This is a genomic window from Roseicyclus salinarum (genome assembly GCF_029624655.1).
Lineage (GTDB): Bacteria > Pseudomonadota > Alphaproteobacteria > Rhodobacterales > Rhodobacteraceae > Roseibacterium > Roseibacterium salinarum.
In genome coordinates, this window is sequence record NZ_JARRSA010000004.1 from 71,097 (window position 1) to 95,556 (window position 24,460).

General features: G+C 70.5%; 20 protein-coding genes. 2 read left to right on the forward strand and 18 right to left on the reverse strand.

What is annotated here, in order from left to right; genetic code table 11:
* Nucleotides 1-82: 82 nt before the first annotated feature.
* Complete coding sequence (gltX, locus tag P6F26_RS03785) at nucleotides 83-1,498, reverse strand: glutamate--tRNA ligase (protein ID WP_278027313.1); 1,416 nt, start codon at nucleotides 1,496-1,498, stop codon at nucleotides 83-85.
* A 134-nt stretch (nucleotides 1,499-1,632) separates the two neighbouring features.
* On the opposite strand from gltX, the gene P6F26_RS03790 reads away from it, so the two are divergent.
* Nucleotides 1,633-3,735: a ComEC/Rec2 family competence protein gene (locus P6F26_RS03790; protein ID WP_278027314.1), complete on the forward strand. Its 2,103-nt coding sequence runs from the start codon at nucleotides 1,633-1,635 to the stop codon at nucleotides 3,733-3,735.
* A gap of 48 nt (nucleotides 3,736-3,783) precedes the next feature.
* Here the strand turns inward: P6F26_RS03790 and lexA are convergent, their stop codons facing one another.
* From lexA to P6F26_RS03820, 6 genes are all read right to left on the reverse strand, one after another.
* The gene (gene lexA, locus P6F26_RS03795; RefSeq protein ID WP_278027315.1) at nucleotides 3,784-4,470 is read right to left on the reverse strand and encodes a transcriptional repressor LexA; all 687 of its coding nucleotides are present in this window, start codon (nucleotides 4,468-4,470) and stop codon (nucleotides 3,784-3,786) included.
* Between the two features lie 105 nt (nucleotides 4,471-4,575).
* Entirely contained in the window at nucleotides 4,576-5,775 is a 1,200-nt protein-coding gene (locus P6F26_RS03800; protein ID WP_278027316.1) for a molybdopterin molybdotransferase MoeA, read from the reverse strand.
* Between the two features lie 67 nt (nucleotides 5,776-5,842).
* Nucleotides 5,843-6,325, reverse strand: coding sequence for a cyclic pyranopterin monophosphate synthase MoaC (gene moaC, locus P6F26_RS03805; RefSeq protein WP_278027317.1), 483 nt, complete (start codon nucleotides 6,323-6,325; stop codon nucleotides 5,843-5,845).
* Nucleotides 6,322-7,125, reverse strand: a complete 804-nt coding sequence (gene trpC, locus P6F26_RS03810) for an indole-3-glycerol phosphate synthase TrpC (RefSeq protein WP_278027318.1) — start codon at nucleotides 7,123-7,125, stop codon at nucleotides 6,322-6,324. Before trpC ends, moaC begins: the two co-directional genes overlap by 4 nt.
* Nucleotides 7,126-7,136: 11 nt before the next feature.
* Nucleotides 7,137-8,156, reverse strand: coding sequence for an anthranilate phosphoribosyltransferase (gene trpD, locus P6F26_RS03815; RefSeq protein ID WP_278027319.1), 1,020 nt, complete (start codon nucleotides 8,154-8,156; stop codon nucleotides 7,137-7,139).
* Nucleotides 8,153-8,740 carry an anthranilate synthase component II gene (locus tag P6F26_RS03820; RefSeq protein ID WP_278027320.1) on the reverse strand — a complete coding sequence of 196 codons (588 nt, stop codon included), beginning with the start codon at nucleotides 8,738-8,740 and terminating at the stop codon, nucleotides 8,153-8,155. Before P6F26_RS03820 ends, trpD begins: the two co-directional genes overlap by 4 nt.
* Nucleotides 8,741-8,937: 197 nt before the next feature.
* Here P6F26_RS03820 and P6F26_RS03825 point away from each other — a divergent pair, with 197 nt between their 5' ends.
* Nucleotides 8,938-10,689, forward strand: coding sequence for a divergent polysaccharide deacetylase family protein (locus P6F26_RS03825; RefSeq protein ID WP_278027321.1), 1,752 nt, complete (start codon nucleotides 8,938-8,940; stop codon nucleotides 10,687-10,689).
* 12 nt (nucleotides 10,690-10,701) lie between these two features.
* Here the strand turns inward: P6F26_RS03825 and trpE are convergent, their stop codons facing one another.
* The 11 genes from trpE to P6F26_RS03880 all read right to left on the reverse strand — a co-directional run bounded on the left by trpE (nucleotide 10,702) and on the right by P6F26_RS03880 (nucleotide 24,210).
* Nucleotides 10,702-12,213, reverse strand: a complete 1,512-nt coding sequence (trpE, locus tag P6F26_RS03830) for an anthranilate synthase component I (protein ID WP_278027322.1) — start codon at nucleotides 12,211-12,213, stop codon at nucleotides 10,702-10,704.
* Entirely contained in the window at nucleotides 12,213-14,066 is a 1,854-nt protein-coding gene (locus P6F26_RS03835) for a peptidylprolyl isomerase (protein ID WP_278027323.1), read from the reverse strand. Before P6F26_RS03835 ends, trpE begins: the two co-directional genes overlap by 1 nt.
* Before the next feature lie 95 nt (nucleotides 14,067-14,161).
* The gene (locus tag P6F26_RS03840) at nucleotides 14,162-15,349 is read right to left on the reverse strand and encodes an aminotransferase (protein ID WP_278027324.1); all 1,188 of its coding nucleotides are present in this window, start codon (nucleotides 15,347-15,349) and stop codon (nucleotides 14,162-14,164) included.
* A gap of 105 nt (nucleotides 15,350-15,454) precedes the next feature.
* The gene (ssb, locus tag P6F26_RS03845; protein ID WP_278027325.1) at nucleotides 15,455-15,976 is read right to left on the reverse strand and encodes a single-stranded DNA-binding protein; all 522 of its coding nucleotides are present in this window, start codon (nucleotides 15,974-15,976) and stop codon (nucleotides 15,455-15,457) included.
* 195 nt (nucleotides 15,977-16,171) lie between these two features.
* Nucleotides 16,172-16,462 (reverse strand): hypothetical protein, encoded by a 291-nt coding sequence (locus P6F26_RS03850; RefSeq protein ID WP_278027415.1) that lies wholly within the window; start codon nucleotides 16,460-16,462, stop codon nucleotides 16,172-16,174.
* Nucleotides 16,459-17,616 (reverse strand): aromatic ring-hydroxylating oxygenase subunit alpha, encoded by a 1,158-nt coding sequence (locus tag P6F26_RS03855; protein WP_278027326.1) that lies wholly within the window; start codon nucleotides 17,614-17,616, stop codon nucleotides 16,459-16,461. Before P6F26_RS03855 ends, P6F26_RS03850 begins: the two co-directional genes overlap by 4 nt.
* A gap of 256 nt (nucleotides 17,617-17,872) precedes the next feature.
* Nucleotides 17,873-18,433 carry an acetolactate synthase small subunit gene (ilvN, locus tag P6F26_RS03860; RefSeq protein ID WP_278027327.1) on the reverse strand — a complete coding sequence of 187 codons (561 nt, stop codon included), beginning with the start codon at nucleotides 18,431-18,433 and terminating at the stop codon, nucleotides 17,873-17,875.
* A 58-nt stretch (nucleotides 18,434-18,491) separates the two neighbouring features.
* On the reverse strand, nucleotides 18,492-19,721 hold the full coding sequence (locus P6F26_RS03865) for a glycosyltransferase family 87 protein (RefSeq protein ID WP_278027328.1): 1,230 nt from the start codon (nucleotides 19,719-19,721) through the stop codon (nucleotides 18,492-18,494).
* A 190-nt stretch (nucleotides 19,722-19,911) separates the two neighbouring features.
* On the reverse strand, nucleotides 19,912-21,561 hold the full coding sequence (locus tag P6F26_RS03870) for a BCCT family transporter (protein WP_278027329.1): 1,650 nt from the start codon (nucleotides 21,559-21,561) through the stop codon (nucleotides 19,912-19,914).
* Nucleotides 21,562-21,625: 64 nt separating this feature from the next.
* A complete protein-coding gene (locus P6F26_RS03875; RefSeq protein WP_278027330.1) occupies nucleotides 21,626-22,045 on the reverse strand; it encodes a universal stress protein in 420 nt (139 codons plus the stop codon).
* Between the two features lie 398 nt (nucleotides 22,046-22,443).
* A complete protein-coding gene (locus tag P6F26_RS03880; protein WP_278027411.1) occupies nucleotides 22,444-24,210 on the reverse strand; it encodes an acetolactate synthase 3 large subunit in 1,767 nt (588 codons plus the stop codon).
* Nucleotides 24,211-24,460: the final 250 nt, after the last annotated feature.

Consider the following 24,460-nt stretch of genomic DNA (forward strand, 5'->3'; position numbering starts at 1 on the left):
GCCGGGCGGGTCGCGCCGGCGATCAGGATCGGGGCGAGGGCCCTTTCGTCCCTTGCCCCGTCGCATCAGCAACCCCCGCGCGTCAGTCGCGGGGAACGGCGGCGTCCGAAAGGCGGGCGAGGCTTTCCTCACGGCCCAGGACGAGCATCATGTCGTACACGCTCGGGGTGACGCTCCGGCCTGCGAGGGCCGCGCGCAACGGCGCTGCCAGCTTGCCGAACTTCAGCCCGTGAGCTTCCGCAGTGGCGTTGAGTGTCGCCTCCAGGGTGTCACGCGTCCAGCTATCATTCTGCAGCTGCGTAGTCAATTCTGCCAGTATACCACGGGATACCGGATCGAGGGCGGCCGCGGCCTTCTCATCCGGCGCGATGGGCCTTTCGGCCAGCACGAACTGGCCTTTCTCAAGGAGCTCGGGCAGCGTCTTCGCGCGATCCTTGAGGCAATACATCGCAGCCGCCATCCCGTCTTGCTGCGCTTGCGAAAGGGCCGCCTGGCCGGTGATGGCGAGAAAACGGCCGATCTGCGCCACGAGGTCGGCGTCGTCCATCCGCGCGATGTGCCAGCCCGAGACGTTCTCGAGCTTCTTCATGTCGAGCCGCGCAGGCGAGCGTCCGATGCCGGGAAGGTCGAACCACTCCCGCGCCTCGGCGTCGGTGAACAGTTCGTCGTCGCCGTGGCTCCATCCCAGCCTCGCGAGGTAGTTGCGCATCGCGGCGGGGGGATAGCCCATGGCGGCGTATTCCATCACGCCGGTGGCTCCATGCCGCTTCGACAGCTTCTTGCCGTCCGGCCCGTGGATCAGCGGAATATGCGCCCAGACCGGTTCAGCCCAGCCCATGGCGCGGTAGATCTGCGCCTGCCGCGCGGCGTTGTTGAGGTGGTCGTCGCCCCGGATCGCGTGGGTCACGCCCATGTCGTGGTCGTCGACGACGACGGCGAGCATGTAGGTCGGCGTCCCGTCCGAACGCAGCATCACGAGGTCGTCGAGCTGGTCGTTGCGGAAGGTGACGCTGCCTTGCACGGCGTCGTCGATCACCGTCTCGCCCTCCCGCGGGGCCTTCAGGCGGATCGCGAAGGGCGCGTCGGGATGTTCGGCCTCGGGCACGTCGCGCCATGGGCTCAGAAACAGCGTCGAGCGGCCCTCGGCGCGGGCGGCCTCGCGGAAGGTCTCGATCTCGTCTTGCGTGGCGAAGCACTTGTAGGCCGTGCCCTCGACCAGCATCCTGCGCGCGACTTCGGCGTGACGCTCCACGCGGGCGGCCTGGCTCACCGCCTCGCCGTCCCAGTCGAGCCCGAGCCAGCGCATCCCGTCGAGGATCGCCTGCGTCGCCTCGGGGGTCGAGCGCGCGCGGTCCGTGTCCTCGATCCTGAGCAGGAACCGGCCGCCCCGCCCACGCGCATAGAGCCAGTTGAACAGCGCCGTGCGCGCCGTGCCGATGTGCATCGTGCCGGTCGGTGACGGCGCGATGCGCGTGACGATCGGGGTGTTGTCGCTCATGGGACCCTTTCCGGACGCCGCCCGCATGGGCCCGCGTTAACCAATTGGAAACCTTGTCGAGGCAAGTCTGGAGCGGACTTACCCGAGCCGAAGGGAAGGGTGCAAGGGTGCGGCCTTCCGCCATTCCCACTGCCATGAACGCGGCTCAACAGGGCCAGCGCGGCGCGCTGATGCCCTGGTCGGCGGTGTTCCTCGGGCTTGGCGTCGCACTCTATTTCTCGCTCGGGGCCGAGCCCGGTCCGGCCGGCTACGCGGCGGCGGCGCTCGGGGTGGCGGCGGGCGCGGCACTTCTGGCGTGGCGGCGCGAGGGCCTCGGCCCGCTCGGTCTCGCCCTGGCGCTCGTGGGGGCGGGCGTGCTGCTGGCCGGCTTTCGCGCGCACCAGGCGTCGGGCCCCGTTCTCGATTTCCGCTACTACGGCCCCGTCGAGGGTCGCATCGTCGGCATCGACCGCTCCGCCTCGGACGCGCTTCGCCTGACGCTGGACGAGGTGCGGCTCGACGACGTGCCCCCGGGCGAGACGCCGCGCCGCGTGCGGGTGTCCCTTCACGGCGCGCAGGACTGGCTCGACCCCGAACCCGGCTCGCGCGTCATGATGACCGCGCATCTCTCCCCGCCCTCGGGCCCCGCCGAGCCCGGCGGCTTCGACTTCCAGCGGCATTCGTGGTTCCTGTCGCTCGGCGCAGTCGGCTACACGCGCACGCCCGCGTTGCTGGCCGAGGCGCGCACGGGCCGCGCCGCGCCGCTTTTCCATCTGCGGATGCGCATGTCCCAAGCCATCCGCGACCAGATCCCCGGCCAGCCCGGCGCCTTTGCCGCCGCCGTCCTGACGGGCGACCGCTCGGGCCTCGAGTCCGGCCCGGTCGAGGACATGCGCGCGGCCAACATCGCGCATCTCCTCGCGATCTCGGGCCTGCACATGGGCCTTCTGACCGGCTTCGTCTACGGCGCGCTCAGGCTCGCGCTCGCGCTGATCCCGTGGCTCGCGCTGCGGTACCCGGTCCGGAAATGGGCCGCGGCAGGCGCGCTTGCGGCGGGCGCGTTCTACCTCGCGCTTTCGGGCGGCAACGTGGCCACCGAACGCGCCTTCATCCAGGTGGCGGTGATGCTGATCGCCGTCATGCTCGACCGCCGCGCCGTGACCTTGCGATCGGTCGCGATGGCCGCCCTCATCGTGCTGGCGCACCGGCCCGAGACACTTTTCTCGCCCGGCTTCCAGATGTCCTTCGCCGCGACGGCGGCGCTGGTTTCCGTCTTCAACGGGCTGCGCGGCGCCACATGGCTGACCGTGCGTCCTGCCTGGCAGAAATGGGTCTTCGCCCTCGTCATGTCCTCCCTCGTGGCGGGGCTGGCCACGGCGCCCTTCGCCGCCGCCCACTTCAACCGGATCGCCGTCTACGGTCTCGCCGCGAACCTTCTGACGGTGCCCGTGATGGGCAGCCTCGTGATCCCGGCCGCCGTCGTGGCGGCGCTCCTGTGGCCGTTCGGCCTGTCGGGCTGGGCCTTCGCCGCGATGGAGCCCGGACTGGTCTGGATCCTCGAGGTCGCCCGCCGGGTGGCGGCGATGCCGGGCGCGAACGACTACGTCGCAAGCCCGCCCGCCGGCACGCTCGGCCTGATCGCGGCGGGGGGGCTCGTGCTGATCATCTGGCCGGGGCGCGCGCGATGGACCGGGCTCGCGCCGCTGGCGCTTTCGGCCCTGCTCTGGAGCGGGACCGGGCGGCCGTTGGTTCTGGTCTCCGATACCGGGGGCCTCGTGGGCGTCCTGACGGCGGAGGGCAGGGCGCTGTCGCGTCCGCGCGGCGACGGTTTTGTCGCGGGCGTCTGGCTGGAAAACGACGGCGACGCCGCCACGCAGGAGGAGGCCGCATCGCGCGAGGGCTGGCGCAAGGACGGGGCCGGCATGGCGATGGAGGCGGACGGCCTTCGAATCTGGCACGGTCCGGGCCGGCGCGCGCTGGCCGATGCCTCCCGCGCCTGCGCGGTTCATGATCTTGTGATCCTGTCGGCCCCGGTGCGGGACGCCGATCCGCCTCTTGCGGCATGGCTGCCCGCGACCGATGCGATGCAGCGGCCCGAGGGCGCCGCTCGGGCGGAGGCCGTTGAGGCCTGCGCCCTGATCGACCCCACGCTACTGGAGCGGACGGGCGCCCTGTCGATCAGCGTGCAGGACGGGCGCCTCGCCATCCGAACGTCCCGCGCGGTGCAGGGCGCACGGCCCTGGACGCGGGTGCCCTGAGATACCGCGTTGTCTGCCCGAGGCAGGCCCGAGACAGGCCGGAGGCGCTCAGTAGGTGCGGATCAGTCCCACGAGCTTGCCCTGCACCGTCACCTGGTCCTCGCGCAACATGCGAGTCTCGTAGGCCGCGTTCGCAGCCTCGAGCGCGATCATGCCGCCGCGCCTGCGATAGCGCTTCAGCGTCGCTTCGTGCCCCTCCACCAGGGCCACGACGATGTCGCCGTTGTCCGCGGTCGAGCCTTCCTCGATCACCACGATGTCGCCGTCGTTGATCCCCGCCTCGATCATCGAGTCTCCGCGGACCTCCAGCGCGTAATGGCTCCGCCCGCTGCCCAGCATCTGCTGCGGCACCGCGACATGGCTCGCGATCTCGCTGATGGCCTCGATCGGTGTCCCGGCGGCGATCCGGCCCATCACGGGAAGTTCGGTAGCGGTCGCCACGCCGACCGGCATCGCGCCCGCCGGCGGCTGCCTGCGGTCGCCCTCGATGACGCGGGGGGCGAAACCGCCGCTCTCCATCCCCTCTGGCATCTTCACGATCTCGATGGCGCGCGCCCGATGCGCGAGACGGCGGATGAAACCGCGTTCTTCCAGCGCCGTGATCAGCCGGTGGATGCCCGACTTCGAGCGCAGGTCCAGCGCCTCCTTCATCTCGTCGAAGGACGGCGGCACGCCATCGCGCTGCACGCGCTTGTGGATGAATTCCAGAAGATCACGCTGTTTGCGGGTCAGCATCTCGCCCTCCTTGCGCGGTGCCGCGTCGGCCATCCGCGTCAAAACTGTATCGTTCGCGTTACGTTCTACACCTGTTCCGCAACACCTGTCAACGAATCAGCGGCTTCACTCCGCGATCGGTCCGAGGGGGAGGTATTCGACGATGTCGCCGGCGTGCCGCGCCGGGTCGCCGACGGGGCGCACCAGAAGCCCGTTCGCCCGGCTCAGGATCGACAGAAGCGAACTGTCCTGCCGGTCGAACGGCACGATCTCGGGCATCTCGCCGGTCGGGAAGACCTCCGCGCGCATGTAGTGCTCCCGCGGGCCGTTCGGTCCGAGATCCGCGCCAAGCCGTGCGCGCCGCCGGCGACGTTCGCCTGCCTTGAGCCCCAGGAACGCGCGCAGCATCGGCACGAGGAACAGATGCCCGCAGACCAGCGCCGAAACCGGGTTCCCCGGCAGTCCGAGCAGGGCCTGCCGGCCCAGGCGGCCCGCCATCAGCGGCTTTCCCGGCCGCATCGCGATGCGGTAGAACGCACGCTCCATCCCGAGGTCCCGGGCCACCGCGCCGACAAGGTCGTGATCGCCGACCGAGGCGCCGCCCACGGTTACGATCAGATCGGCGCCCGCGGCCAGCCGCAGCACGCTCTCCAGGCTCTGGCGGTCGTCGCGCGCGATCGGCAAGAGCCGCGCAGCGCCGCCCTCTGCCTCGATCAGCGCCTTGAGCCCGTAGGTGTTCGACGCGACGATCTGGTCGGACCCCGGCGCCTCGCCGGGCGAGACCAGTTCGTCGCCCGTCGCGATCAGCGCGACCACCGGCTTTCGCGTGACGGCGAGCCGCCCCGCGTTCATCGCCGCCGCCAGCGCGATATCGGCCGGCGTCAACCGCCGCGGCGCCTCGATCCGCGCGCCCTTGCGGAAATCGGCGCCGGCGGGCCGGACGTTGAACCCCTCGTCCAGCCTTTCGCCCAAGACGATCTCTGCGCCGTCGCGCGTCACGTCCTCCTGGATGACCACCCGTTCCGCGCCGCGCGGCATCGGCGCGCCGGTGAAGATGCGCAGCGCCTGTCCCGGCCCGATCTCACCGTCCCAGGACCGTCCCGCCGGCGCCTCTCCGGCGACCGTCAGCCGCGCGCCCGGCACGGCGTCGGCGTGCCGCACGGCGTATCCGTCCATCGCCGAGGCCGCGAAGGGTGGCTGGTCGCGTTGCGCGAAGACCGGCTCGGCAAGCACCCGGCCCGCCGCATCGGCGAGCGCGACGCGCTCTGCCGGCAGCACGCGTGTCAGCGCGAGGCACGCCGCCAACGCCTCCTCCACCGTGATCACCGGCCCGCTCCTTCATCTTTCCGAAAATACGCAATGCATGCGATCGCCATCCCGCGCCGCGGCCCGCTCATCGCTCCGCCTCGTAGCGGCCGGACTTGCCGCCCTCCTTGAGGACCAGCCGCACGCCGCCGATCTCCATCCCCTTCTCGGCCGCCTTGAGCATGTCGTAGACGGTCAGCGCCGCGACCGACACCGCCGTCAGCGCCTCCATCTCCACGCCGGTCTGGCCCGTGGTCTTCACCGTCGCCGTGATCCGCACGCCCGGAAGCGCCGGGTCGGGCTCGAGATCGAGGGACACCTTCGTCACCGGCAGCGGATGGCAGAGCGGCACGAGATCGGCGGTCTTCTTGGCGCCCATGATCCCCGCGAGGCGCGCGACGGCCAGCACGTCGCCCTTCGTCGCGAGCCCCTCCTCCACCAGCGCCAGCGTGGCGGGGGCCATGCGCACATGGCCTTCCGCCACCGCGAGGCGCGCCGTCGCCTCCTTTTCGGAGACGTCGACCATGTGGGCCTGCCCGGCGGCGTCGAAATGGGTAAGCCTGCCGCTCATTGCGCGGTCACCGGATCGGCGAGAAGCGCCCGGGTGGCGGCCGCCACGTCCGCCTGTCGCATCAGGCTTTCGCCGATGAGGAAGGCGCGCGCGCCATGCGCCGCCATGTCGGCGAGGTCGCCGGGCGTGAAAAGACCCGACTCGGAGATCACCATCCGGTCGTCCGGCACGCGGCCAGCCAGCTGGCGCGTCGTCTCAAGTGTCGTCTCGAACGTGTTGAGATTGCGGTTGTTTATTCCCAGAAGCGGACTTTTCAGACGCAACCCACGGTCAAGCTCGGCCGCGTCATGCACCTCGATCAGCGCGTCCATTCCCCAGTGCCGCGCCGCGTCCTCCAGCTCGGCGGCGAGCCCGTCCTCGACGCTCGCCATGATGATCAGGATGCAGTCCGCCCCCCAGGCCCGCGCCTCGGCGACCTGGTAGGTGTCATAGAGGAAATCCTTGCGCAGCGCGGGCAGGTCTACCGCCGCCCGCGCACGGCGCAGGTAGTCCGGCGCGCCCTGGAAGGAGGGGGTGTCGGTCAGCACGCTGAGGCAGGTCGCGCCGCCCTCGGCATAGGCGCGGGCAAGGGCGGCCGGGTCGAAATCCGCCCGGATCAGGCCCTTGGAGGGGCTCGCCTTCTTGATCTCGGCGATCAGGCCGTAGCCCGTCGCCGCGGCTTGCGCCAGCGCCGCACCGAACGGCCGCACGCGGGGAGCCTCGCGCGCCGCCGCCACCAGCTGCGAGAGGGGCACCGCGGCCTTTGCCGCCGCGATTTCCTGGAGCTTGTAGTCCTTGATGCGGTCGAGGATCGTCGCCATGCGCTGTCTCCTCACGCGGGTTTGGCGGTGAGGCGCGCGAGCGTCTCGACCGCGCGCTTCGCCGCGCCCGCGTCGATGCTCTCTGCCGCCACCTCGACGCCGTCGCGCAGTTCGGCCACGCGCCCGGCCACGACCAGCGCGCCCGCAGCGTTCAGCAGGACGGCATCGCGGTAGGCGCCTGTCGCCCCGTCGAGCAGCGCGCGCAGCGCCGCGGCGTTCTCGGCGGGCGTGCCCCCGAGAATGTCGCGGATCGGATGCACCGGCAGGCCCGCGTCCTCGGGATGGACGACGCGCCCGCGCACCCTTCCGTCCTTCAGCTCGGCCACCTGCGTCGGGCCCGAGATCGAGATCTCGTCGGTCCCGTCCTCGCCATGCACCAGCCACGCCGCCTCCGATCCCAGCTCCTGCAGGGTCTCGGCCATGGGAAAGATCAGGTCGATGGCAAAAGCGCCGGTCAGCTGCCGCTTGACGCCCGCGGGGTTGGTGAGGGGACCGAGGATGTTGAAGATGGTCTTCGATCCCAGCTCCTGGCGCACAGGCATGACATGCTTCATCGCAGGATGATGCATCGGCGCCATCATGAAGCCGATGCCCGCCTCGGCGATCGCGCGCTCCACCACGTCGGGCCCGACCATCACGTCGATGCCAAGCTCGCTCAGCGCGTCCGCCGCGCCCGACTTGGAGGACAGGTTGCGGTTGCCGTGCTTGGCCACCGGCACGCCTGCGCCTGCCACCACGAAGGCCGTTGCCGTCGATATGTTGAGCGTCCCCATGCCGTCGCCGCCGGTGCCGACGATGTCCATCGCGCCCTCGGGGGCGCGGACCTTCACGCATTTCTCGCGCATGACCTTGGCGGCGGCGGCGTATTCGGCCACGGATTCGCCGCGCGCCCGCATCGCCATCAGAAGCCCGCCCATCTGCGCGGGCGTCGCGGTGCCCTCGAACAGCTCCTCGAATGCGGCCTCGGCCTGCGACCGGCTCAGCGGCCCCTCGGAGGCGGCGTAGATCAGGGGCTTCATCGTGTCGCTCATGCCGCAACGGCCTCCTTGGCCAGCGTCAGGAAGGTCTTCAGAAGGGCGTGTCCATGCTCGGAGCGGATGCTCTCGGGGTGGAACTGCACGCCCTCGATGGGCAGCTCGCGGTGGCGCAGGCCCATGATCGTGCCGTCTTCCAGCTCGGCCGTGACCGCAAGCTCGGCGGGCAGGCTGGCGCGCTCGACCACGAGGCTGTGATAGCGCGTGGCGGCGAGGGGCGAGGGCAGGCCGGCAAAGACGCCCTCCTGCCGGTGGCGGATGAGGCCGAGCTTGCCATGCACGATCTCGCTGTGGCGGATCACGCGGCCGCCGAAGGCCTCCCCGATCGCCTGGTGGCCGAGGCAGACGCCGAAAAGCGGCAGGCGGGCGCTGGCGGCGGCGCGGATCAGCGGCACGCATATCCCCGCCTGCGCCGGGTCGCAGGGGCCCGGCGAGACCACGATCGCCTCGGGGCGCATCGCAAGCGCGTCCTGCACGGTGATCGCGTCGTTGCGAACCACGCGCATCTCAGCGCCAAGCTCGCCCAGGTAATGCACCAGATTGTAGGTGAAGCTGTCGTAGTTGTCGATCAGCAGCAGCATCGCGCGGGCCTCGCGAAAGGGGGTGAAGGCGCGCCGCGCCCGGGCTATACATGTTTCAAAGCCGCGCCCCGGGGTCAAGCCGCACCCCGCCGGGCACGAACGGCGAATTTGGGGCAAGCAGGGCGGCCGCCGGCGGGCCGCCCGGAACTGGTTGGACCGTGGCCCAGAGGGCCCGGTCGTTGGAAAGGTGGGCAGGCATGGGTGGTGGTGTCATCATCGGCGTTTTCTGGGGCGTGCTTCTGTCGCTCCTCGTTGCGGGGGTCGTGTCGCTGAACACGCCCCTCCCGGCGCGGGAGGGCGACATTGCGGAGCTGCCGCAGGCGGCCGTGGACGCGGACAGCGCGGACACTCCAGGCGAAGAGTTGGGCAGCGGCGAAGCGGGCACGGGCGAAGCGGGCACGGGCGAAGCAGGCACGGGCGATGCGGGCACGGGCGGGGACACCGCCGCCCCCGCCGAGACCGCCCCCGCCGACACGATCCCGCTCCCGGCCGGGTCGGAATTTAACCGACCCCCGCCCGAGGAGGACGCGCTGCTTCCGCAGCCCGACACCGCACCAGGGGGGCAATCGCCGGGCGCGCCGCCGCTGCCGCTTCCCACGACGTCGCAGGGGATCGACACCGCCCCGGCGCCGCAGCCCGAAATCTCGGCGCCACCCGTCGCCCCGCAACCGGCCGAGCCCGATACGGGCGCGCTGGACCTTCCTGGCATTGGCGGGCAGGCGCCCTCGCAGCCCGCGGCGCTGAGGCCCGCGACGGTTCCGGCCCCGGAACCCGACACCGCCGCCGCGCCCGACGCCGCCCCGGCGCCGCGACCGCCTCGCGGCAGCGGCGCAGGCGCGCAGGCTGACGCAGGCGATGCCGCGGCGGAGGAGGCGGCCCCGAGCGCCGCCGTTGCGGAGGCCGCGCCCGAGGTTGCGACAACGGTCGCAACATCTCGCGCGGCGGATACCACGGAGGCCGCGGCCCCGGCACCGTCCGCCGCCACGGTCGTCCAGCTGATTCCCCCCCGGGACGGCGCGACACCGAGCCTGATGCAGTCCGACGGCCTGCCGACCGTCGCGACCGACATACAGCCCGCGCGACCGCGGGTCATGCGGCCTGCCTCGGGCGCGGCCGCAGAGGGCGCGCGCGCGCTGCCGCAGATCGTGGTGCCGGGCCGGACCGCGACGGCGCAACCCTCCGACGCCACGCCCGAGGCCGCGCCGAACGATACGGCGTCGTCCGGCGCCGATGACCCGTCCCCCGATGCCCGCGCGACCCGCGTGCCGGCTCTTGCCGCCTATGCCGCACCGTTCGACGCGACCGAGACCCGGGCGCTGATCGCCGTGGTCCTGATCGACGAGCCCGGAGCCCGCCTCGACCTCGAGACGCTGACGGGCTTTTCCTTTCCCGTCGCCTTCGCCATCGACCCGCTGCACCCGCAAGCCGCCGAGCGCGCGGCCGCCTATCGCGCTGCGGGCTTCGAGGTCGTCCTTCTCGGCAGCGTGATCCCCGGCGGCGCGACGGCCGCCGACACGGAGGTCGCGCTGCAGGCCGCGCGCCTCCGCGTGCCCGAGGCCGTGGCCCTGATGGACACGCCCGACAACCGCATCCAGTCCGACCGCGCCGTTCTCGAGGCCACGGTGGGGGCGGCGGCGGGCGAGGGGCAGGGGCTTCTGGCGTTCCCGCGTGGTCTGAACACCGCCGAGCAGATGGCCGCGCGGCAGGACGTGCCCGCGGCGACGGTCTTCCGCCTGCTCGACGACGCCGAGCAGAGCGCGCCGGTGATCACGAGATATCTCGGCCGGGCCGAGTTCGCGGCGGTGCAGGAAGGCGTGGCCGTCGTCGCCGGGCGCACGCGGCCCGACACGGTCACGGCGCTCTATTCATGGGCGCTCGGCAACCGCAACGAGGGCGTGGCGATCGCGCCGGTTTCCGCCGTGTTGCGCCGGATCGCGGAGCAGCCCTAGGCGGGGCGCGCCTCAGGCGTTGCCGCGTCCCGAGAACAGGCCGGCATCCTCGGCGGCCCGGCGGATCGCGCGCGACTTGTTCACGGTTTCCATGAACTCCGCTTCGGGGTCGCTGTCGTAGACGACGCCGCCGCCCGCCTGGATAAAGAGCTTGCCGTCCTTGACCACGGCGGTCCTGAGCGCGATGCACATGTCCATGTCGCCGCCTGCGCTGAAATAGCCGACGCCGCCGCCGTAGACGCCGCGCTTCTCGGGCTCTAGCTCGTCGATGATCTCCATCGCGCGGACCTTGGGCGCGCCCGAGACGGTGCCCGCGGGAAGTCCCGCCAGCAGCGCGGACAGGGCGTCGTGCTCGTCGGACAGCTCGCCCACCACGTTCGAGACGATGTGCATGACGTGGGAATAGCGCTCGACGATGAATTCCTCGGTCGGGCGCACGGTGCCGATCCGCGCGACCCGGCCCACGTCGTTCCGTCCCAGGTCGAGCAGCATGAGGTGTTCGGCCAGCTCCTTCTCGTCGGAAAGAAGGTCCGCCTCGAGGGCGCGATCCTCCTCGGGGGTCGCGCCGCGGGGGCGGGTTCCGGCGATCGGCCTGATCGTGACCTCCCCGCCGAAGACCCGCACGAGGATCTCGGGCGAGGCGCCGACCACCTGGAAGGGGCCGAAGTTGAAGAAGAACATGAAGGGCGAGGGATTGGTGCGCCGCAGCGCGCGGTAGAGCGCGAAGGGCGGTTCGGGAAAGTCCAGCGTCCAGCGCTGGGAGGGCACGACCTGAAAGATGTCGCCGGCGCGGATGTAGTCCTTGGCGCGCTCCACGGCATCGAGGTAGGCAGCGTGCGAGAAGTTCGACACGGGCTCGCCCAGCGGCTGGGCCGCGCCCATCTCGCGCGTGGCCGCGCGTGGCGCCCGCTCGAGGTCGCGCAGCGCGTCCGACACCCGTTCGGCCGCCTGCGCATAGGCCGCGCGCGCCGACAGGCCCGAGGATACCCATGCGGGCGAGACCACGGTGACCTCGCCCTTGACCCCGTCGAGGACGGCGATCACCGAGGGGCGCATCAGCACCGCGTCCGGCAGGCCGAGGGGGTCGGGGTTCACGTCAGGCAGATGCTCGACGAGCCGGATCATGTCGTAGCCGAGATAGCCGAAGAGACCGGCCGCCGCGGCGGGCAGGTCGGCGGGCATGTCGATCGCGCTTTCGGCCAGAAGGCTGCGAAGCGCCTGCAGAGGCGGCTCGGAGCAGGGCTCGAACGCGTCGCGGTCGTAGCGCGCGGTTCGGTTCAGCCGCGAGGTCTCGCCCCGGCATTCCCAGATCAGGTCCGGCTTTAGCCCGATGATCGAATAGCGCCCCCGCACTTCGCCGCCGGTGACGGATTCAAGGATGAACGCATCGCGCCCGGCATCGGCGAGCTTGAGCATCACCGAGACCGGCGTGTCGAGGTCGGCTGCGAGGCGCGCATGGACGAGCTGGTTGCGGCCGGCCTCCCAGCCCGCCTCGAACTCGGCGAAATCGGGTGTCAGCGCCATCAGGGGAACTGCGAATGGACGGAGTTGATCACCGTCTGGTCGAGGGTGATCCCCGCGTCCGACTGCAGGGCCTGGCCGTAGCTCTCGAAGATGTCCTGGGCCATGGACTGCCCAACGGACTGCGTGACCAGCTGCAGGAGTAGCGCGCTGTCGGGCGCATTGCGCGAGGCGGGCTGGATGGCGTCGAGGCGCACGATGTACGCGGCATCCGCGCCGGGGATCGCCACGACGTCGCCCGGAGCGTCCAGCCGGAAGCTCTGCGCCACGAGGGTCGGGGGCAGGTCGGGGACGAAATCCTGCCGGCGCAGACCCTCTTCCTGCGTGACCTCGCCCAGGCCCTCGAGCCGTGCGCCGGTGGCGAGCTGTCCCACCAGCTCGTCCGCGCGGGCCGCCAGCGCCTCGCGCTGCGCCGACATGCGCCACGCGGCGGCCACCTCGTCCTCGATCTCGGCGAGCGGCGGGACCGCAGGCGGAACCACCTCATCGAGGCGAAGCGCGAAAAGCCCGCCGTCCGAAAGATCCAGCACTTCGGGAAAATCACCCTCGCGCGCGGCCTCGGCCGCCTCGCGGAACGCGTCGTAGCCCGCGATGCCCTCCTCGGAGGAGGCGGTGTAGTCGATCCGGCCGATCTCCATCGGCGTCGTCTCGGCCAGTTCCTCGATCGTCGCGCCCGATGCCAGCAGGTCGTCGATCTCCTCGCGCATCGCACCGATCTCGCGGCGGGCCGCGTCGTCGGCAAGCTCCTCGCGCAGTTCGTCGCGCGCGTCCTCGAAGCTTGTCTCGGTCGCGGCGAGCACCGCGTTGATGCGGTAGAGCGCGGGGCCGAGCGCGCTCGGCAGGGGGCCCACGACCTCGGCGGCGTCGTCCGCGAAGACGGCCTCGGCGGCTTCGGGCGACAGGTCGCCGCGTTCCACTTCGCCCAGGTCGACGTCGTCGAGCGTCAGGTCGCGCGCTTCGATCAGCGCGTCGAAATCGGTCTCGCCCGCCTCGATCGCGGCGATCGCCTCCTGCGCGGCCTCGACGGTGCCGAAGACAAGCCGCTCGAGAAGCGCGCGCTCGGGCTGTCGGTAGATGTCGCCGCGCGCCTCGTAGAGGTTGCGCAGGCTTTCCTCGTCGATCTCGACGGCGTCCATCATTGCCGTGGGCGTGACCCAGGCGTAGGTGATGCGCCGCGCCTCGGGGCGCTCGAACCGCTGCGGGTTCTCGTCGTGGTAGGCCTGAAGCTCGGCGTCCGTCGGCTGGGGCAGAGGCTCGGCGAGATCGTCCTCGGTCAAGGTCAGGATCGACAGGTCGCGCGTCTCGCCCTGGAAGGCCGCGATGCGCTCGGCGTAGATCCCGGGCGGCCGGATCGCGCCCACGATGGCCGATTGCAGGATCGACCTCGCGGTGTCCTCGCGCACGTTCTGTTCGAACTCGCGCGGCGAAAGGCCCTCCTGGTTGAGGAGGAATTCATAGGACTGGCGGTCGAAGGTCCCGCCGGGACCCTGGAAGGCCTCGATCCCCTGGATCTGGCGCGCGACCTCTTCGTCGCCGACCGAAAGGCCCATCGACTGCGCCTCGTTGGCCAGCGCCGCGCGGGCCACCAGCGCGCGCAGCACCGCCTCGTCTAGGCCGCGCGCGCGCAGTCCGGCGAGGTTCATGGGCTGGCCCGTTTCGGCGATCTGGGCGCGAAGCTCGTTCTGGAGGGCGCGCGCGTAGTCCTGCGCGGTGATGTCCACGTCCCCCACCTGTCCCACGCGGCTCGACGCGCCGCCGAAGGATCCGATCCCGAAGCCCGCAAGCGCGATGAACAGAAGGCCCAGAATGATCCAGACGAAGACGTTGGAGAGCTTCCGTGCGGCCGATTTCGCCATGTTCAGGGGGTCCTCTTGTCGGGGGACGGGGCGACGTTTGATGTCGCCGTGACTTACGCGTTCGGGCGGGGCCCGGCAAGGGCCAGGGCCGGCGTTCAGGACGTCATCGCGGCCAGCCGGTCGCACACGTCCGAAAGGCCTGCCGCGTCGGCGTTCGCGAAGGCGATGCGCAACGTCGCCTCGGCCTGTCCGTCGCCGCCCTGGGCCCGCGTCGGTCCGAACATCGTGCCAGGCAGGGTGAGGACATGCGCCTCGTCTACCAGCCGTTTCGCCACGACGTCGGACGCGGCGTCGAAGGGGTGGCGGACGTAGGCGAAATAGGCCCCGCATCCCAGCACCTGCCAGCCGGGCAGCCGCTGGAACCCCGCCGTCAGCGCGTCGCGACGCGCGAGGATCTCAAGCCGCTGGTCGGCAAGCCAGTCGCCGAGGTGCCGCATCCCCCAGAGCGCGCCGATCTGGCCCACCTGAGGCGGGCAGATCGCCACGGTGTCGAGGAACTTCTCGACCTCGGCGAGGCGCGCGGGCGAGGTCATCGCCGCGCCGACGCGGTGGCCCGTCAGCCGGTAGGCCTTGGAGAAGGAATAGAGGTGGATCAGCGTCTCGTCCCAGCCGGGCTCCGCGAAGAGGTCGTGCGGCGCGCCCTCGGCGCCGCGGAAATCGCGGTAGGTCTCGTCGAGGATGAGCGCGATGCCGCGCGCTCGGGCAAGCTCGTAGAAGGCGCGCACGAGCGAGACGGGATACTCGACCCCCGCGGGATTGTTCGGGGTGACCAGCGCGATCGCCTTCGTGCTCGGCGTGATCAGCGCGGCCGCGCGCTCGGGGTCGGGCAGAAGGTCGTCGCCGGTCGGCAGCGCCTGCGTCGCGATGCCCGACATGTCGAGCCACATCTTGTGGTTGAAGTAGTAGGGCAGGGGCAGGATCACGGCGTCGCCGGGCCCTGCGAGCGTCGACATGACGGCGCAGAAGGCCTGGTTGCAGCCCGCCGTCACGGCGACCTGCGCGGGCGCGACCGTGCCGTCATAGGCGTCCGCCCACTGCGCGGCCAGTTCCTCGCGGAGCGCGGGCAGGCCGAGGACGGGCCCGTAGAGGTGCGACGAGGGCAGGTTGATCAGCGCCTCGGCCATGGCCCGCGCGAGGCTATCCGGGGGCGGATCGACGGGTGCGGCCTGGCTGAGATTGACGAGCGGGCGGGCGGAGGGGAAATCCCGGCCCTCGATCCAGCGGCGCGCCTCCATCACCGGGGGCGCAAAGGTCGAGACCATGTTGGGATTGATCGGCTGCATCGCACGCTCCGGAGCGAAGGGGGCGCGGCGCGCGCGCCCGGTGTCACTGTGGGGCGCCCCGTTCCCGCGGGGGCACTGGCGGGGCGGGGAAGGGGGCGTCCGGGCTCAGAACGGGATCTCGTCGTCCATGTCGTTGCCGCCCATCGGCCCGCCCGAGGACCCGCCGCGGCCGCCGCGATCATCGGGGAAGCCGCCGCCGCCGCGGTCGTCGCCATATCCTCCGCCGCCGCCACGATCATCGCCGTAGCCGCCGCCACCGCCGCCCGAACCGCCGTCGCGACCGTCGAGGAAGGTCATCTCGCCGGCATAGGGGCGCAGGACGACCTCGGTGGAATAGCGGTCCTGGCCCGACTGGTCCTGCCACTTGCGCGTCTCGAGCTTGCCCTCGATGTAGACCTTGGAGCCCTTGCGGAGATACTGCTCGGCCAGTTTCACGAGGTTCTCGTTGAAGATGGCCACGGTGTGCCATTCGGTCCGCTCGCGCCGCTCGCCGGTGTTGCGGTCGCGCCAGTTCTCGGACGTGGCGATCCTGAGGTTGCAGACCTTGCCGCCGTTCTGGAAGCTGCGCACCTCGGGGTCGCGGCCCAGATTGCCGATCAGGATCACCTTGTTGACTGAGCCGGCCATGTCGTTCTCCCCCCAGGCGGTCATCGTGGTTTGCTGCGTCGCGCATGCGGGGATCGGTCGAATCCGCACGCGTCGGCCGGCACTTTAGAACACCGCATTTTGGTGAATGAAAGCCTAATCCGGCCACCGGCGCGCACCTTGCCGGCCGCGGGAATGCGTATTTGGAGAAAGATGAAGCGCGGGGCAGCAGGGTGGTCAGGGCGTGTCGGCGCCGAGCGCGACGAGGCGCGCCTTGAGGACGGACGCGCGCGGATCGCCCGCCTCGAGCGCGAAGACATGGGCATGGGTGAGGTAGAAGGCGGCGGCGCGGGGCGTCGCGGCGTCGGCGGCGTCGCCATAGAGGCCGATCAGCGCGGCGCGGTCGCCGCGTGCATGGGCCGCGAGGAGGGCCGCGTCGAGGCTTGCGGCGCCGGTGTCGCGCGGCGCGAGGACGGCATCGGCGGGCGCTTCGTGACCACCCGCATCCGCGGCAGCGCGGGCGGTCACGGCGCCGCCCTGGCCAGCGCCTGCATCCGCCCCGCGACCCACGCGTGGAAGCAATGCGTCGGGCCGTCCATCGCCGGGCTGAAGCGCCCGCCGTCGAAGCCCGCGGCGAAGCGCCCGCGCTGCATCCCCTCGACCACGAAGACGTCCTCGACGAAGACGCCCTTCCACTGGGCGGCGTTCAGCGCCCGCAGCGTTGGGTCGGTGTCGGGACTGGCATAGTAGAGATGGACATGCTCGCGCGTGCGGTCATGGGAGACGGGCTCGAGCACGATGGCGAAGGCGTGGTCGCGATGCACGCCCAGAAGCACGTTGGGGTAGAGGGCGACGTATTCCGCGCCCTCGTCCCACTTGCCCGAGAGGCCCTCGAAATCGGGGAAGGTCGCCTCCCCGGGGCCGCGCGTCTGCCGATAGACCAGCGTGCCCTGGCCGGAATACCCGCCCGGCGCCTCGATCGGATAGTGGTCCTCGAGGCGCGAGTAGCTGTTCAGGCCGGGATGGACCCAAGGCAGGTGGTAGCTTTCGCAGTAGTTCTCCACGGCGAGCTTCCAGTTCGTCCCGACGTCGAGGGTGAAGCGGCTTTCCGGGCCGCCGTGGTGGAGCGGCCGGTCGAACTCGGCCCAGCGGGCGATCAGGCCGGCGTGCACCTCCTCGAAGGGGGCGGCGTCGCCCGAGAGGTTCACGAAGACGACGTCGCGCCAGACATGGGAGCGCACCTCCACGAGGCCGAGCGTCCTGCGGTCGATGCCGGGATGGGCGTTCTGGCCCGGCCCGCCGACATGGGGCGTGGCGACCAGGCGGCCGTCCCTGGCGTAGCACCACGAATGATAGGGGCAGCGGATCGCGCCCTCGATCCGGCGCGGCGCGTCCACGAGGATCATGCCGCGGTGTCGGCAGATGTTGTAGAAGACGCGGACGGCGCCCGCGTCGTCGCGCAGCATCAGGAGAGGCTGGCCGAGAAAGTCGAGCGGCATCGCGTCGCCGGGGGCGGCCACGTCCGCGCCGACGCCGATGGCCGTCCAGGTCGTCTGCAGGCAGGCGCGGTTTTCGGCCGCGATCGTGTCGGGATGAGTGTAGTGGGCGTTGGGAAGTCCGCGCGCGCGTTCGATCGGGGCGGTCACCTCCGACAGGGTGGCGAAGCTTTCGGTGCTGGACATGGCGCGACCTCCCGGGCGTTAGACTTCGGGGGGAGGGTGCGGGCCATGGCGGTGCCCGTCTTGCGCGGGTGCGACATCTCCGGCGTCGCGAACGGCCCGTGCGGGGGTCTGCGGCAGCGGTCCGCGCGGCGCCGGAGAGGGCGCGAGGCCTGGTTCAGGTGCCGCGTGCGAAGGCTGCCGGGGCGCGCCGGAGGGGGCGGGCCCGAAGGCACTTGTGGCGGTGCGGCTTCCCCCCTCCTGGGCGAGGGGGGCCGGTTCAGAGGCCGCGTGCGATGGCGGCGACGCCCGTTCGCGCCAGCCGCACCTCGCCCAGCGGGCGCATCAGCTCGGTGAAGGCGTCCACCTTCTCGGGCGTTCCGGTGATCTCGAAGACGAAGCTTTCGAGCGTGGAATCCACAACGTTCGCGCGGAAGATCTCGGCGATGCGCAGCGCCTCGACCCGGTGCTCGCCGCGCGCGATGACCTTGATGAGCGCGAGTTCGCGGCTGACGAAGGCGCCCTCGACCGTGAGGTCCGAGACCTCGTGGACGGGGACCATGCGCTCGAGCTGCATCTTGATCTGCTGGATGACCTGCGGCGTCCCGCTGGTGACGATGGTGATCCGCGAGCGGTGGCCCGCGTGGTCGACCTCGGCCACGGTGAGGCTGTCGATGTTGTAGCCGCGTCCCGAGAACAGACCGATCACGCGGGCGAGGACGCCCGCCTCGTTCGACACGAGGACGGCCAGCGTGTGGGTCTCGATCGCGTCGGACATGTGCGAACGCAGGTCGTAGGCGGAGTGGCTCGACGAGCCCTTTTCGATGTTGAGCGGCGACATGGTCTGTCCTTTCTGCGGCCGGTCCGGGGCGCACGGGGTCCGGGCCGGTGTCCGGCGGTCACGGGCGCGAGGTCCTCGTCCCGAGGTGCCTGATAAGGGGTGAGACGGCAACAAGGAAGGCCGCAAGCAGCACCGGGGCGGCGAAAAGGCGCATCGGCAGATCGCCGCCTTCGACCAGCAGGCGCGCCATGAGGTAGGGCGTCGTGCCGGCGGCCATGAGGGCCGCAAGGATGACGCCCGGAAGCGTCACCCGCACGAGCCCCGCGCGCATCAGGAACATGAGCGCGGGCGCGAGAAGCGCGGTCTCGGCATACCACAGGTAGGGCGAGGCGAGAGGTATGGCGCAGACGAGCACGGCGGCGCGCGCGTCGAAACCGAGGCCGCGCATGGACCACGCCCGCCAGACGGCGGCGGCGGCCGCCGCGCTCAGCGTCCACTGGAGGGCGAAGGCCGCAGGCTCGGGCAGGCCGATGGCGGTGAGGGCGGAATAGGGGCTGACCATCAACTCGGCGTCGGCGACGTCCGAGCGCAGCCTTTCGGCGTGCTGGCCCGCGAGGTCGAGGAAGGCCGGCCAGTACGCGGCGCCGAAGACCAGCGTCGCCGCGCCGTGAAACGCCACCGCCGTCGCCGCGGCGACCGCCACCACGCGCCAGCGGCCCGAGGCGACGAGCGCCAGCGCCACGAGGGGGCCGAGCTGTGGCTTGAAGGTCAGCAGTCCCAGCAAGATGCCCGCCGCCACCACGCGCCCGTCCCGCAGGCAGGCGAGCGCGGCCACGAGCCCCGCGGCCCAGAGCACCGACACCTGCCCCAGAACGAGCGCGGGCAGGATCGCGGGCGACAGGGCGAAGGCAAGCCACACCGGCCGAAGGCTGCCCGCTAGAAGCCGCACCGCGCCGAGGATGGCCGCGAGCGACACCCCGATGAAGGCGAGCCAGGCCGTGAGATAATCGACGAGCCCCAGCGGATAGATCGCAAGCAGAAGCCCCGGCGGATAGACCCACGGAAGCCACGGGTTGCGCGTGTCGTCGTGGATCTCGGCCAGCCGCACGGGATCGAGGGCGGCGAGGGCATCGCCCATGACGGCCAGGCGCGCGGCCCCCCAGAACACCCGGAAGTCGACGTTCAGGACGAGGGCGTCCGAGGTGGCGAGGATGGTCCAGACGACCGAGGCCCAGAACCACAGCAGGAAGAGGGTCAGAAGCGCGACGAAGGCGCCGGTCCGCGCGGCGGCGCGGCTGTCGAGGAAGCCCGGGGACGGCATCGCGCCGGGGGGCTCGGTGGCGCTCATCGGGGTGCGCTCATCGGGGCGTGCGCCCGAGGCCGAGGCCGCGCGGGGCGCGGGACGGGCTTGCGGTGTCGTGCCGGGTCATGGGCTGGTCTCGGGTCATCGTGGCATCCGGTCCCCGAATACAGGCGCCCCCGCCGGGATCAAGCATGTTCCCGGCGGGGGCGTGGGTCGTCGTCGGTCTGGCCCTGTGTCAGACGGGCTCGGCCTTCAGGCCTCGCCAGATCGCGTAGCACAGAAGCAGGAGCACGATCGTGAAGGGCAGCCCGGTGGAGATCACCATCGCCTGCAGCGCGGCCAGCCCGCCCCCGATCAGCAGCGCGATCGCCACAAGTCCCTCGAAGGTGCACCAGAAGATCCGCTGCGGGACGGGCGCGTCGATCTTGCCGCCCGCCGTGATCGTGTCGATCACGAGCGAGCCCGAATCCGACGAGGTCACGAAGAACACGATCACGAGGATGATCCCGAGCGTCGAGGTGATGGCCGACAGCGGCAGGCTTTCGAGCATCGCGAACAGCGACAGTTCCGGGCTGTAGGCGTCGATCACGTTGGCCTTCACCGCCGAGGCGTCGGGGTTGGCGATCATGTCGTTGATCGCGGCACCGCCGAAGACCGCCATCCACAGGACGCAGACGAGCGAGGGGATGATCAGCACGCAGGTGATGAACTCGCGCACCGTGCGGCCGCGGCTGACGCGGGCGATGAACATGCCGACGAAGGGCGACCACGAGATCCACCACGCCCAGTAGAACGCGGTCCATCCCTCGCGGTAGCCGTCATCCTCGCGGCCGAACGGGTTGGACAGCGGCACGACCTCCTGGAAGTAGGCCACCACGCCCTTGCCGAACTCGGTCAGGATCGTCGCCGCGCCGGCCGCGAAGAGCACGAACACCAAGAGCAGGAAGGCCAGCCCCATGTTGATCTCCGACAGCCGCTTGACGCCGCCGTCGAGGCCGCGGATGACCGAGATCAGCGCGATGGCGGTGATCGCGATGATCAGGATGACCTGCACGGTGACGTTGTTGGGCACGCCGTAGACGTAATTGAGGCCGGCATTGGCCTGCTGCGCGCCGAAACCCAGCGACGTCGCGAGGCCGAAGAGCGTCGCGAAGACCGCCAGCGTGTCGATGATGTGGCCCCACCAGCCCCAGACGCGTTCTCCGAGGAGCGGGTAGAAGGCCGAGCGGATCGTGAGCGGAAGGCCCTTGTTGTAGGTGAACAGCGCCAGCGCGAGCGCCACGACGGCGTAGATCGCCCAGGGATGCAGCGCCCAGTGGTAGGACGTGGCCGCCAGCGCCATGCGCCGGGCTTCCTCGATGTTGCCCTCGATCAGGGTGCCGTCCTCGGCGAAGGGCCTGACCGCGCCCAGCGGCGCGTCGCCCCAGGGCGTGCCGAAGTAGTAGGCGGGTTCGAGCACGCCGAAGAACATCAGGCCGATGCCCATGCCCGCCGCGAAGAGCATCGCGAACCAGCCGGCGTAGGAATAGTCGGGCGTCGCATCGGCGCCGCCCAGCCTGACCTTGCCCACCGGAAGGACGATCAGCAGCAGGCAGAACAGAACGAAGACGTTGGCTGCCAGCATGAAGAACCAGTCGAAGCTGGAGGTGAGCGCGGGCCGCAGCCAGCCGAAGAATTCGGCCGATTGCGCAGGCGCAAGCAGCGCGTAGACCACGAAGGCCACGATCGAAAGGCCCGAGATCAGGAACACCGGGTTGTGGATGTCGAAGCCGAACGGCCCGACGCTTCCCTCGATGTTGTCCTGTCCGATGTCGTAGTCGGTGTCGATCAGGTCCACGTCGCCTTCGGGCAACGGGATCCCCTGCATGTTGGTGTCGTCTGTCATCTCGTGTCCCCTGTGTTCTTGTCGGTTTCGCGGCCCGCGTGCGAGGGCCGCGCCGGTTGCGGGTTCAGGCCTCGTCGCGGACCAGCATCACCGAATGATGGCTGAGCGAGGCGAGGTGCGCGCCGTGGCTTCTGAGGTCGAAGGCGCGCGGGATGTGGCTTCCCATCACGATGAGATCGCAGCCGAGTTCCTCGCAGGCGTCCACCAGCGCCCGGTCCAGATCGACGGACGGATCGTGCGAGACGATCGGGTGACTGCCGGCATCGTCGACGCCGGAGGTCTCGGTCTGCGCGGCGGCGAACCGGGCGAGCTTCTCGCCGAATTCCTTCGGATTGTGCGCGACCGAGCTTGGCTGCGGCATCGTTACGCCGACATAGGTCACGCGGCTGCCGTAGTGCGTGGCGAGGTCCGACGCGACCTTCAGCGCCCGGTCGAGCCGGTCGGCATGGCCGAGGTCCACCGGGACCATGATATGCTTGAACACTTGCCCCTCCTTTTTCACGTTCGTGCGACGCATTGGGTAGGGAATGTTCCCGCCGAACACGCTGCGGGACGACGGGCCATGGCCCAAAAGCGACGATTTTGTTGTCGCGAACAGGCTAACACGGCGTTCGTTGGTTGCAACCCGGTTCCGGGATTCGCTTTTCCGGGCGCATGGCCCCCTGCGCCGAGGCACACGCGGATTCAGGGTCATGGCCTTGCTTCGGGGTGGAAAACGGGGGGCGATGCTTGCATCTGCGGGCGGGCGGCTTCGGCTTGCGCGCGCGCCGCCGACGCGCCCCCGGCTGCGGGGGGCAAGCGGTCCACGCCCGCCATCAGTCCATTCGGGAAGGTCGGTCCGGTCCTGCCGCGCGGGATTGCCCGCCGGCAGGACCGCAAGCGTTACACGAGGACGCCGCCCGTCGCGTCGATCACGCCCTGCGTCTCGGCATCGCCCAGAAGCATCTCGTTGTGGGCCTTGCCCGACGGGATCATGGGGAAGCAGTTCTCGTGCTTCTCCACCAGGCAGTCGAAGATCACCGGACCATCGTAGTTCAGCATTTCCATGATCGCGTCGTCGAGGTCCGCGGGATCCTTGCACAGGATGCCCTTGCAGCCGAAGGCCTCGGCCAGCTTCACGAAGTCGGGCAGGGCCTCGGACCACGAATGCGAGTAGCGCTCGCCGTGCAGAAGCTCCTGCCACTGGCGGACCATGCCGAGGCGCTCGTTGTTGAGGATGAACTGCTTGACGGGCAGGCGATACTGCACCGCCGTTCCCATCTCCTGCATGTTCATGAGCCATGACGCCTCGCCCGCCACGTTGATGACGAGGGCCTCGGGATGCGCGACCTGCACGCCGATCGAGGCCGGCGTGCCGTAGCCCATGGTTCCAAGGCCGCCCGACGTCATCCAGCGGTTTGGATCCTCGAAGCCGAGATACTGCGCGGCCCACATCTGGTGCTGGCCGACCTCGGTGCAGATGTAGCGGTCGTGACCCTTGGTCAGCGCCTCAAGCCGTTCGAGCGCGTGTTGCGGCTTGATGGTCGCCTCGGACGGTTTGTAGGACAGGCAGCGCACCTTGCGCCATTCCTCGATCCGGGCCCACCACTGGGCGAGGGCGGGGCTGTTGGTGTTGCGCCCGCGCGCGGTCCAGATGCGCAGCATGTCCTCCAGCACCGAGGTCACGTCGCCGATGATCGGGAAGTCCGCGTGGATCACCTTGTTGATCGACGAGGGGTCGATGTCGATGTGCGCCTTGCGGCTTTCGGGCGAGAAATCGGCGATCCTGCCGGTGATCCGGTCGTCGAAGCGCGCGCCGACGTTGATCATAAGGTCGCAGCCGTGCATCGCGAGGTTGGCCTCGTAGAGACCGTGCATCCCCAGCATCCCGAGCCACTTCTCGCCCGAGGCGGGGTAGGACCCCAGGCCCATCAGCGTGGAGGTGATCGGGAAGCCCGTGGCCTCGACCAGCTCACGCAGCAGCGCCGAGGCCTGCGGCCCCGAGTTGATGACGCCGCCGCCTGTGTAGAAGACCGGGCGCTCGGCGCGCTCCATCGCCTCGACCAGCGCCTCGATCATCTCGGGGTCGCCCTTGGTCTTCGGCTGGTAGTGCGACACCCGCGCCTGCGGCTTGGGGGTGTAGGTGCCGGTCGCGAACTGCACGTCCTTGGGAATGTCGACGAGGACCGGGCCGGGGCGCCCCTTCGTGGCGATGTGGAAGGCCTGGTGGATCGTGTCGGACAGATCGTCGGTGTCCTTCACCAGCCAGTTCATCTTGGTGCAGGGCCGGGTGATCCCGACGGTGTCGGCCTCCTGGAAGGCGTCCGAGCCGATCATGAAGGTGGGCACCTGTCCGGTCAGCACGACGATCGGGATCGAATCCATCAGCGCGTCCGTCAGGCCGGTGACGGCGTTCGTGGCGCCGGGGCCCGACGTCACGAGGACGACGCCGGGCTTGCCGGTCGAGCGGGCATAGCCCTCGGCCGCGTGCACGGCGCCCTGTTCGTGGCGCACGAGGATGTGGCGGATGGCGTTTTGCTGGAAGATCTCGTCGTAGATCGGCAGCACGGCCCCGCCCGGGTATCCGAACACGACGTCCACGCCCTGTTCCTTCAGGGCCTCGACCACCATCTTCGCGCCCGTCATCTGGTCGGTGGCCTGGCCCGTCATCCGGCCTGCCGTCTGGCGTGTCATCTCGGGGTTCCTTCCGTTCTATCCAAACCCGTGTCGTTCGTCGTCTTCTTCTGGCGCCGCCGGCGCGGTTCGTGTCGCGCCCGCGCCCCCATGCGGCACAAAAAAGCCCCCGGGGTTTCCGAGGGCGCATGGGGCGAGGTGATGGCTGCCGTCACCGACCCATGCGCGCCAATTCCACGATTACGACAAGAGGGTCCATCGACTGCGTCCTGCTTACGGTTCTTTG